Genomic DNA, 10,446 nt, shown 5'->3' with positions numbered 1-10,446 from the left:
ACTCATTACTCATTACTCATTACCCATTTTTCATCCACTCATTACTCATTACTCATTACCCATTTTTCATCCACTCATTACTCATTACTCATTACTCATTACTCATTACTCATTACTCATTACTCATTACTCATTACCCATTTTTCATCCACTCATTACTCATTACTCATTACTCATTACTCATTACTTTAAATCCGTCGTAGAACGACGGGGCTTTTACCCATTTTTTTGGTAATGCTCAAGCCGCCAATACTTTTATTAACAAATGTCCATTTTTCCTAAACCGTTAGTCGCTGTTGTTTGTGTAGTACTAGACCGTTTCAAGTGGCTCTGGTATCTAGCACAATCGCATTTATCAGTAACTATGTGCTACTCCAAGAAATCAATTAATTTTAGTCTGGTTTAAGCTCAAAGATTTAGCTTATAAAACTAGCTCGGCAATTAAAATTCAAGACGTTACTATGTTTATCGCCTAGTTGTTTGGCGCGCAGGATGGTATAGCCGCGCTATTGCTTGTGATAGTTGCGTAAGTCCTGTTAAAAATCAAATAGGTTTCCTAATTTTTACTATTTGAATTTAGGTTTAATTGGGTGGTAACTCCAAACTCATTTCACCCAACAACCCCTTGCGAAAATCTGTTAAAAGTTGCCTTGCTGCTCGCTCTACATCACCTTTGTAACGATGCTCTGCTAAAGCGTGTAAATAGGTATCTCCGGTGTCTGATGTTGAATCGAGTTGGTAGCGAGACTGTAATGGTTTTTTTGGTAATAAATCTCCTGCTACAGGTTCTAAATAGTTGAGTAAATCCACTAAGGCTGCTGCTACTAGCTGGTTATCGTAAGATGCTTCACCGATATCATCACAAATAGCTAATTTCAAGGCTGCATCTTGGTCTTCTAATCTTAGAGGAATGACACCAGGAGCATCTAGCAATTCTAAATGTTCGGAAATTCGCACCCAGCGTAGTTGGCGAGTTACCCCAGGACGGGCTGCACTTTCCACGACTCGCTTTCCTAACAGGCGATTAATTAAAGCTGATTTACCGACATTGGGAAAACCAATCACCACAGCCCGCACTGGACGGGGTAACATCCCGCGATCGCTTCTTCTTTGATTTAGCTCTACCCCAGCGGCTTGCGCTGCCCGCGCTACTTCTGCTATACCTTTCCCATGTTGAGCATTGGTAAAATAGGGGACTTCTCCTTGACGTTTAAACCAATCGATCCATAGCGATCGCATTTGTGGCGTAATCATATCTACTCGGTTAAGTATCAACACCCGTTTTTTACCTTCTACCCACTCACCTATTTGGGGATGGTGAGTCGCTAAGGGAATCCGAGCATCTCGTACCTCAAACACCACGTCTACGCGCTTTAGTTGTTCTTTGAGCTTCCTTTCAGCTTTTGCAATATGACCTGGATACCATTGAATTAGGTTTAATCTATAGTTTTGAGTTATAGCCATAGTTAATTACCAAATAAATTATTATCACTTATCAATTATCATTCACTATGGCTTGATGTAAAATCAGACGATTGCCATCAGGGTCATAAGCATATATTTCTCTGCCGTGGGAAGCAATGGAAATGTCTCCTGGTGGAGGATAGCTCAAAGCAGTTAGGTGAGCGATCGCATCTTCTAAGTTATTCACCTCTAAACACAAACTTATCTTACTTTTGGCGATGGCTTCAAATTCCGATTCGTTTGTGTTCTTTGGTTTAAAAATACCTAATTGCATACTAACTAAATTAAACTCAGCATAGACATTCGGAATCAAAGTAACTGGTTTTTGCTCCAGGAATTTGGTATAGAAATTCACTAAATTATCAAAATTAACCGATGCTATGGTAACAAATGCGTTAGTGTACTCGAAAACCATATAAGCCTTAAGTGATTTGCTTTTTTTGAGATTCTCACTTTTCTAAAGTTCTTACACTCAGCACTTGCGGTGGTGTCGAATCTGGTGGATAAATCACATCTACCTGTACTATCCGCTGAGTCGAAGGTGGAAGTACAAGCTGCACTAATGGTTCTAACACCTGACCAGTTCTGTGCCATAGATGTATGTAGCGCGTCTTTTGTTGACCTTGGTCATTAAAATAGCGTAGCCGCACTGTACCACGGAAGAAAGGAAAATCTAGCGATGGTTTGCGGAAACGTAAACCACCTTGGGATAATTTATCTTCCTTTAAAGGTGTTTCTAAAGTAACAGTCACGGTCTGGTTTTGGTTGGTATTGTTACTTAAAGGTAAGGTGAGTTTATATTCCACCCCATAATTACCATGTGCTTCATAAGCCGTATCTGGATAACGTACCAGCATTTTGGCCGTTTGGATTTGTTGAGTGCCCAATCGACCACTGAGCAATGTGTCTAAAGCATAAGAAATAGCTTTGCCACGCTGGGGAATTGTCAGATTTTTGGTTTGGGGATTATCTACCAACTTTGCTTTCCACTGGGAACCACTAGATACACCAGCTACACGCCCATAAATCAGTGCGCCACTGGTAGCATTTAGAGGAGTAGGGGTTTTATCTCTTGGCCCAGCAAAGTTCCCGGTATTTAGTAAAGCTTGCCATTCTGCAAGAGTGGGTGGGCGGTCTGTATTATCAGAATTTTTCTTAGCAAACATTGCTAAACTTGCCCCATAAACTTGATCGCTACTACGCAACCGCATAAAGCTAGAACGACCATTCACTGGCTTTTCTAGATTCCGTACAGGAATCGGATGATTTAATAACATCCGGCTTTGCCCTGGCGGAATTATCAGCTTTGCGGGAAAATCTGCTTGTCGAACACCTCGGAGTACATCACTAACAGCACGAGCGCCTGGGCCTGAGTAAGTCTTACCATCGTTATTTTCTATGTAGGGAGGTAAGGTTACAAAGGGTGCATCCTGCATTAAATAACTTGCGGCTTGCAATACATCTACTGTTACAGGTTTTTTACCAGGGTTATACACAATTACGCCTAAGTACAGCGTTTGTAAATCCTTGGGAGTGTGGGTGTAATGGTGAGCGAATAAGTCAAAGCGTCCCTGAAAGGGAAAATTGAGATGCGCTGCTGGAACTTTTTTACCGTTTGGAGGAAAGGTAGAAAGTAAAATACCCTCAGTTTTAATCCATTCTGGGCTATTGCTGTTAAAAACGGGTATTTTATCTAACTTGCCAGGTAAGGCTCGAACTTCTCCTGCTTGAACAATTTCTTGAGGTGCTGGCTTTGGTGAAGTTTGAGCGATCGCTGAATTATTTTTATGAGTTGTGCATCCAAAGGTTTGAGTTATGGCAAGTCCTAATAGAAGTGTAAATACAGATGATGGGAATTTAGCCAGCATAGATTTGATCGTCAAGAAAGTTGTGGTATCAAAGATTAGAAGTTATTACTACAAGTTCCTTGAAGGGGATTTCTGAGAATGCGTAGGAACAAAATATTGTCATACGCTCAATATTTGGTATCAGTTTAAAGCTAATAAGGGATGCGGCACACCAGCATCAGATTCTATAAAAATTTGAATTTGAGAACGTTCAGTGATTGTAGAAATAAAATTAAGATAAGCTAAAAAACATCTAATTTGCATAATCGAATTAAATATAACTCTTGTGGGATGGGCATCTTGCCCGTCCAGTATATGCAATTTAAATGTGGAACAGCTTAATCAGTCATTTATGCAAAAATCTGCTGTAAATTTAAAACAAAACCAGGAAGAACATCTTCACCCGATAAACTTGTGGGAGATTGTAAAACTTCTGGTGCAAGATTTGGGCGATAAATTATTACTTGTTTATCTTTAGGATTTATTAACCAACCCAGTTGTAAGCCATTCGCTAAATATTCCTCCATTTTGGCTTGAGAATCTTCCACATCATCAGTTTCAGAAACCAATTCCACTGCAAAATCAGGACACAAAGGGAGAAATTTCTTTCTTTGTTCTGGGGTAAGAGCATCCCATCTTTCTATCCTTATCCAAGAAGCATCAGGTGAACGAGTTGCCCCATTTGGCAATTTAAACCCAGTAGAAGAATCAAAAGCTTTTCCAAGCTTATTCTGATTGCTCCAAAACCATATCTGACCTAATAAATCAAAATTCCGGTTTCCCGTTTCTCCCCCAGTCGGTGACATGATAATTAATTCCCCTTCAGCAGTTAATTCTAGTCGTAATTCTTTATTCACAGCGACAATCTGTGCAAATTCCTCATCAGTAAATTGCAGATTAGAAGGTAATTGTAAGGTTAAAGCAGTCATAATTAATTGCGCTCCACAAAAATCCTAGTTGCATCAAACCCATGTCCTGCTAATAGAGAAGATTTCGCCTCTACCTCTACTTTAGGAATTCCCCCCAACAAATGCCCCATTGTTTTATTTTTTAAAACAATTTTGGGGTAGGTAATAGGGGTGAGAGACTGAATGAGAAAACAAAATCTCTAGTATAGTAATCCTATCTGATTTGTGAAAATTCTCAGTGTGCAGATCCCCGACTTCTTTGAGAAGTCGGGGATCTAGCTTTTCACGAATGATTTAGGATTGCTATATAGTGTTATATAAATCACTACATACGTAGACTAAATTTTTGCATTCCAGACTATCCGTTGCCATTCTGTCTCATAGGGTAAATTAGGTTTATCCCATGAGAGAAAATAACCCTCGATTTTCTGGTTAGTCTTGTAAAGGTAACGAGCGCGGAGGGATTTGAACCCCCGACCCACAGAACCGGAATCTGTTGCTCTATCCACTGAGCTACGCGCCCTTAATCTTTAATATTATAGCACGTCTGTGATAAAATTCGCAGCTTTAAAGATAATTAGCTGGGTCTACGGGTGTACCATTGCGACGGACTTCAAAGTGGAGATGAGGGCCAGTTGAGAAACCTGTAGAACCAACAGCAGCGATCGCTTGTCCGCGTTCAACTGCTTGTCCTTCAGAAACATATAACTCACTGGTATGCCCGTAGAGTGTAGTCATGCCATTACCGTGATCGATAATTAGCGCTCTGCCATAACCACCATACCACCCAGCAAAAATTACTGTTCCTGAATCCGCTGCCCGTATTTTACTACCATAGCTGGCGGCAAAATCCAACCCGGCATGAAAGCGACGATAACCAAGAATAGGGTGTACCCGCCAGCCAAAGGGACTGCTAGTAGAAGCATCGCTAGGATATGCCATTACACCAGTTCCCCGAATGATGATACCTGTTCTGCTGTTGGTTTTTCCTTGGGCTTCTGCTACCTTTTGTTGAATCAAAATTTCCAAATTTTTAGATTCTCTTTCTAGCTGATTTTGCGCGGCTTCTAAGGCGAGGCGATCGCTATTCAGGCGTTGAATCAATTCTGATTGTGATTGCGCCTGAGTTTGATAATCGGCTTTTTGTGCCAACAGTTGCTCGCGAATTAAGCCAATTTCATTTTTTTGCTGTTCTACGTCCGTTTTTTGTTTATCAATTGAGTTTGCTTGGGTGTTGAGTTTGACCAAAATTTTTTGATCTGCTTGAAACACTAACTTCAACTGATGACGACGGCTGAAAAAGTCGCTGATATTTTCACTTTCAAGCAAAACTGCCCATCCCGCAAAAGCAGGCGATCGCTGAAGATAACGCAATCGTGCTACTGTTGCAATTTGCCGCTCCTGATATGAACGTTCTGCCACATCTAAATCGGTTTCTAACTGCTGGAGGCGTTGGGTAGCGAGTTGTAATCGTGATTCGCTCTCTAGAAGATAGCTATCTGTCGTTTGCAGATTTTGCTTTAAACCAGTCAAGTGTTTTTGGGCTTCTTGTTGGAGATTATTCAAGCGATCGCGCTCTCCAACTACACCCTGACGCTGCTGGTTCATTTGTTGCTGCTGTTGTCGTAGAGTATCAATAGACCCTGTAGACGTTGCGTCGGCTGGAATTAATGCCAAACAAATCCACAAAATACAGCAAAATGCAATAGATAAACAGCAATAAATCTGCTTTTTTCCGAGAAATCGCCCTCTCATAGTGCGAACCTAACTAAAACGATGCTTTCAAACACTATGAGGATTATTCCCAAAATTTAATTCATCCACGCCAACACATTATTAAATTGGTATGCCAAGTTGTAACACAAGGATTCCAGCTATGTCAGCATTGAGCAGGTATGTGAGCAGGGGAGCAGGGGAGCAGGGGAGCAGGGGAAAAGGTTAAAGGTTAAAGGGAAAAGGAATAAATTTAATTCTTTCCCCTTTTCCCCTTACCCCTTTCCCTTTCCCCATTCCCAATGCCCATTAATTACAATTAGCTTTCCAATTTGCCAAATCAGCTAAAGAGCGATCGCGGTAACGTCCATAACGCTCTGGTTTACTTTTGATTTTCATTCCTAAATCGGGGAAAATCCCAAAGTTAGGCGGCATTGGTTGGAAATGCTTCGGTGAAGCGGAACTAATAAATTCTAATAACGCACCCATCATGGTTGTTGGTGGTAAAACCAAAGCTTCTTTACCCAAGGCTAACCGCGCTGCATTAATTCCCGCCAAGCAACCACCCGCAGCCGCAGCAGTGTAACCTTCAGTACCAATCAATTGTCCAGCGGCTAACAATGTCGGACGCTCTTTAAATTGCAAGGTAGGATGCATTAATTGGGGAGCGTTAATAAAAGTGTTGCGGTGCATCACTCCCAGCCTGACAAACTCTGCTTTTTCTAAACTGGGAATTAATTGAAAGATTCGCTTTTGTTCGCCCCAACGCAGATTTGTTTGAAATCCTACCATGTTCCACAGTTGACCAGCTTTATCTTCTTGTCGTAACTGCACCACAGCATAAGGACGTTCCCCTGTGCGAGTATCTGACAATCCCACTGGCTTCAGGGGGCCGTAGCGCATGGTATCTTCCCCGCGCTGGGCTAGTTCTTCTATGGGTAAGCAAGCTTCAAAAAATTTCGCCGTTTCTCGTTCAAAACCCTTGAGTTCTGTTTGTTCAGCTTTACAAAGTTCTTCCCGAAAGTGCAAGTACTGCTCTTTATTCATTGGGCAGTTGAGATAAGCGGCTTCACCTTTGTCATAACGTGATGCCATAAAAGCAATGTCACGATTAATCGATTCTCCGACGATAATCGGACTGGCTGCATCAAAAAAGCTCAGGTATTCCATCCCCGTAAAGCGTTGCAAATCTTCTGCTAGATCGGGACTGGTTAAAGGCCCGGTTGCTAAAACCACAATCCCTTCAGGAATTGCAGACACTTCACCCCGACGAAATTCAACTAAAGGATGACTCGCTAAAGTTTCAGTTAAATCTTGGCCAAATTGTCCCCTGTCTACGGCTAGCGCCCCACCAGCCGGAACGGCGTGTTCATCAGCTTTTGAGATGACAATCGAACCGAGTTGGCGTAACTCTTCGTGCAATAATCCCGCCGCGCGATCGCTTGCCATTGCCCCAAAGGAATTACTACACACTAATTCTGCTAAATGTTCTGTATGATGAGCCGGACTAAATCGCTTTGGACGCATTTCATGCAGAATTACTGGCACTCCAGCTTGGGCTATTTGCCAAGCTGCTTCTGTCCCAGCTAGTCCACCTCCAATTACTTGTATCGGTTGTGTTTCCATAGTTAAATTNTTAATTCCCATATTATAAGTATCCATCAGCATTACAAAAGTAAAATTAAATCAAAAGTGATGTTAAACCACAACCAGTGCAAATAAAGTATTGACCCAATTGTAACGTTGAGACTAAACTCTCAAGGTTTTTTACAATCGATTTTGCCATAACATGAAAAGCCACCAAGCAACGCTGGGCTGAACATTTTCCAACTGACACACTGCCAGGAAGTGCGATCGCGTTCTCAGATATTGGCTAATTGCATTAATCAAAAAAGTAGGACGTTTTGTATAAAACCTTGATTTTTCCTTTTTCCAGATGATACATTCAGTATGCATTCAATTATTAGTTAACAATGCGTAATTTGGACGTGATTTATGACTAAAAACAAAATCAAAAATAAGGTCGCTTTAAATCTAGCTCCAGTTATGTTTATTGAGGAAGTAACAGATGATGAAGAATTAAAAAGTGTATACGGTGGCGAAACACCTCCTGATTCAGTACTAAACACTAAGATTATTGCTGCTCTTGAAAATCGCGGTATTCCAATTTATAACGATCCTAACAACCCAAGTACATTAACAGAAGAGGTGGTGTCTGCTTTCAAAGGAGTTTCGGGTAATGAGACGTAGTAGATACAAACGATTTCCATTAACTATAGCAACATGCAATACAAGGGCGTGTTTTCAAACACACTCTATTCTCAAAAATAGGCTAATCTAAGTAATTCTGGAATTATACAAATGGCTTATCAAAGTCATTTGAGATTGTAATCAAATCTTTGGCACTACCAAATAGCAGCAGTTTTCACCAGTCCATGCTTGGGAGCGTGTTTAACTTTGGTAACAGACAATAGACTTCTTGGCATTGTGGGAAAAAGAGGAAGGGGTAAAGGGTAAAGGGTAAAGGGTAAAGGTATGGAATTTTTCCTTACTTACCCTTTAACCTTTCCCCAATATCTTGCAAAAGTTATTTTTGCAAGATGTCTAATCAACCCAACAAATTAACAAACACAAGCTTGTCTGAAAGAAAAGCGATCGCTATCCCCAAAAAAATTAACATTAACCTTAGAAGTGTTAATTTTTCATCACATAAACTCATGGGTTACTACATCGCTCCCCGCTTTTTGGACAAACTTGCTGTCCACATCACCAAAAATTTCCTGAAGCTTCCTGGCGTGCGAGTTCCCGTGATCCTGGGTATTCATGGACGCAAAGGAGAAGGTAAAACATTTCAATGTCAATTAGTCTTCGAGAAAATGGGTATCGAAGTGACTCACGTATCTGGCGGCGAATTAGAAAGTCCAGATGCGGGAGATCCAGCGCGGTTGATTCGGTTGCGCTATCGGGAAACAGCTGAACTGATCAAAGTACGCGGCAAAATGTGTGTACTGATGATTAACGATTTAGATGCCGGTGCTGGACGCTTTGATGAAGGCACTCAATATACTGTAAACACGCAGTTGGTGAATGCCACACTGATGAATATTGCTGATAATCCCACAGATGTGCAGTTACCGGGAAGCTATGATTCCACACCCTTACATCGTGTGCCGATTATTGTCACAGGTAATGATTTTTCTACCCTCTATGCACCGTTAATTCGGGATGGACGGATGGAGAAATTCTACTGGGAACCAGATAGAGATGACAAGGTGGGAATTGTCAAGGGGATTTTTGAACCAGATGGACTGTCACAAAAAGAAGTTGAACAGCTAGTTGATACTTTTGTCAATCAGTCTATTGACTTTTTTAGCGCTTTGCGATCGCGCATTTATGACGAACAAATCCGCAACTACATTCATAAAGTAGGTTTTGAGCAGATATCCTTAAATGTAGTTAACAGCACTCAAGGGCCACCTGAGTTTAAAAAACCAGATTTCAGGCTGTCTCACTTAATCGAGTCTGGTAACTTCCTGGTTGGCGAACAAAAACGGGTGGAAAGTTCCCATTTGGTTGATGATTACAATCGACTAAATCGAGGTAGAAATTCTCAATCCGCACCACCTGCTGTTGTCACACCAACTAGTCAGCCGTCAAATGGCGCAACCAAAGAAGTAAAAACTAATCAATTTCAGAAACAGCAAGCATCAAGTGCCCATTTAACTTTAGAGACACAAGAACAGATTCGGCAATTATTGTCTCAAGGTTACAAAATTAGTATTGAACACGTAGATGAGCGCCGTTTTCGCACAGGTTCTTGGCAAAGTTGTGTTCATAGCCACATTGATGCCGAGTCTGATGCCATCTCAAATTTAGAGGCAACTTTGTCAGAATATAGCGGTGAGTATGTGCGCTTAGTAGGTATCGATCCTAAAGCCAAGCGGCGGGTGGTGGAGACAATTATTCAGCGTCCAAATGGAAACAATTAGGGGCAGATGCAGCAGAATCCGGGAGTTAGAAATCGGAAATTAAATCGACGGTTAGAAACTGCATCTAAACAGACTAAACCCGCCCACGCGGGTTTAAAAAGCTTTATTTTTCATCCACTCATTACTCCTTACTCATTACTCCTTACTCATTACTCATTACTCCTTACTCCTTACTCATTACTCCTTACTCATTACTCCTTACTCATTACTCCTTACTCATTACTCCTTACTCATTACTCATTACTCCTTACTCCTTACTCATTACTCCTTACTCCTTACTCCTTACTCATTACTCATTACTTTAAAGCATTGCGTGAAGCACGGGGCTTCTCTACGAGACGCTTCGCGAACAGATCCAAATATGTGGTGAACAACAAAAACCCCAACTTCTTAGAGCTGACTTTTCACGGGATCTGGAAAACCCCTCTCCAAACCTCTCCCCTACAAGGAGAGAGGCTTTGATTTCTCCCCCTCTTCCCTTGTAAGAAAGGGCTGGAGGGTTAGGTTTTCCGTTGGCTTTTCTAC

The 10,446-nt window shown here is 41.4% G+C and carries 8 protein-coding genes and 1 tRNA gene; 2 read left to right on the top strand and 7 right to left on the bottom strand.

Annotated features, from left to right (window positions below; translation table 11 throughout):
• Positions 1–582: 582 nt before the first annotated feature.
• The 7 genes from ylqF to trmFO all read right to left on the bottom strand — a co-directional run bounded on the left by ylqF (position 583) and on the right by trmFO (position 7,558).
• Positions 583–1,464, bottom strand: a complete 882-nt coding sequence (gene ylqF, locus QUD05_RS24705) for a ribosome biogenesis GTPase YlqF (RefSeq protein WP_289798396.1) — start codon at positions 1,462–1,464, stop codon at positions 583–585.
• A 31-nt stretch (positions 1,465–1,495) separates the two neighbouring features.
• Positions 1,496–1,879 carry a VOC family protein gene (locus tag QUD05_RS24700; protein ID WP_289798395.1) on the bottom strand — a complete coding sequence of 128 codons (384 nt, stop codon included), beginning with the start codon at positions 1,877–1,879 and terminating at the stop codon, positions 1,496–1,498.
• 34 nt (positions 1,880–1,913) lie between these two features.
• Positions 1,914–3,332, bottom strand: coding sequence for a DUF3370 domain-containing protein (locus QUD05_RS24695; protein ID WP_289798394.1), 1,419 nt, complete (start codon positions 3,330–3,332; stop codon positions 1,914–1,916).
• A 329-nt stretch (positions 3,333–3,661) separates the two neighbouring features.
• Positions 3,662–4,240, bottom strand: coding sequence for a Uma2 family endonuclease (locus QUD05_RS24690; RefSeq protein ID WP_289798393.1), 579 nt, complete (start codon positions 4,238–4,240; stop codon positions 3,662–3,664).
• A gap of 429 nt (positions 4,241–4,669) precedes the next feature.
• Positions 4,670–4,742 (bottom strand) — tRNA-Arg (locus QUD05_RS24685).
• Positions 4,743–4,786: 44 nt separating this feature from the next.
• Positions 4,787–5,974, bottom strand: a complete 1,188-nt coding sequence (locus tag QUD05_RS24680; RefSeq protein ID WP_289798392.1) for a murein hydrolase activator EnvC family protein — start codon at positions 5,972–5,974, stop codon at positions 4,787–4,789.
• Between the two features lie 267 nt (positions 5,975–6,241).
• Positions 6,242–7,558 (bottom strand): FADH(2)-oxidizing methylenetetrahydrofolate--tRNA-(uracil(54)-C(5))-methyltransferase TrmFO, encoded by a 1,317-nt coding sequence (gene trmFO, locus QUD05_RS24675; protein WP_289798391.1) that lies wholly within the window; start codon positions 7,556–7,558, stop codon positions 6,242–6,244.
• A 369-nt stretch (positions 7,559–7,927) separates the two neighbouring features.
• Between trmFO and QUD05_RS24670 the strand changes: the two genes are divergently transcribed.
• Together QUD05_RS24670 and QUD05_RS24665 are read left to right on the top strand one after the other, a co-directional pair.
• The gene (locus QUD05_RS24670; protein ID WP_289798390.1) at positions 7,928–8,182 is read left to right on the top strand and encodes a hypothetical protein; all 255 of its coding nucleotides are present in this window, start codon (positions 7,928–7,930) and stop codon (positions 8,180–8,182) included.
• Between the two features lie 467 nt (positions 8,183–8,649).
• The gene (locus tag QUD05_RS24665; RefSeq protein ID WP_289800069.1) at positions 8,650–9,921 is read left to right on the top strand and encodes a RuBisCO small subunit-like domain-containing protein; all 1,272 of its coding nucleotides are present in this window, start codon (positions 8,650–8,652) and stop codon (positions 9,919–9,921) included.
• Positions 9,922–10,446 lie beyond the last annotated feature (525 nt).

It is taken from the genome of Nostoc sp. GT001 (assembly GCF_030382115.1).
GTDB lineage: Bacteria > Cyanobacteriota > Cyanobacteriia > Cyanobacteriales > Nostocaceae > Nostoc.
Note: the sequence above shows the minus strand (reverse complement) of the source record. Positions and strands in the feature narration are given on the sequence as shown.